Consider the following 627-nt stretch of genomic DNA (forward strand, 5'->3'; position numbering starts at 1 on the left):
GACGAGTTTGCCGCCCATTACCGTGCGCGCGTGCAGGGACAGGAACTTTCCTTGCCGGCCCTGCCGATCCAGTACGCCGATTATGCCGTGTGGCAGCGCAACTGGCTGGAAGCGGGCGAGAAAGACCGGCAGCTGGCCTACTGGCGCGCCCAATTGGGACAGGATCATCCGGTATTGCAGCTTCCAACCGATCATTCCCGGCCATCCACCGCCAGCTATCGCGCAGCGCGCTTTTCTTTTGTGCTGCCCGCTCCGCTTGTGGCGGGATTGCAGCGCCAGGCCCAACGCCAGGGTGCCACGCTTTTCATGGCGCTGCTGGCCGGTTTCCAGGCCTTGTTGCAGCGTTATACCGGGCTGGATGACATACGCGTGGGCGTTCCGATCGCCAATCGTCACCGAATTGAGGTTGAAGGCATAGTCGGCTTCTTCGTCAACACCCAGGTGCTGCGTAACCGCATCGACAGCCGGGTCTCCCTTAAGGTCCTGCTCGACCAGGCGCGAGAAGCGGCGCTGGGCGCGCAGGCACATCAGGACCTGCCATTCGAACAGCTGGTTGAAGCGCTCCAGCCCGAGCGCAACCTGAACCAGAATCCTTTATTCCAGGTCATGTACAACCATCTGCGCGAG

General features: G+C 61.7%; 1 protein-coding gene. It reads left to right on the top strand.

Annotated elements, in window-relative coordinates; genetic code table 11:
• Positions 1-627 (top strand): condensation domain-containing protein (locus tag SQ11_RS14505; protein WP_041514911.1); only part of this gene is annotated, 627 nt, incomplete at both ends.

Source organism: Nitrosospira sp. NpAV (assembly GCF_000832065.1).
Taxonomy (GTDB): Bacteria; Pseudomonadota; Gammaproteobacteria; order Burkholderiales; family Nitrosomonadaceae; genus Nitrosospira.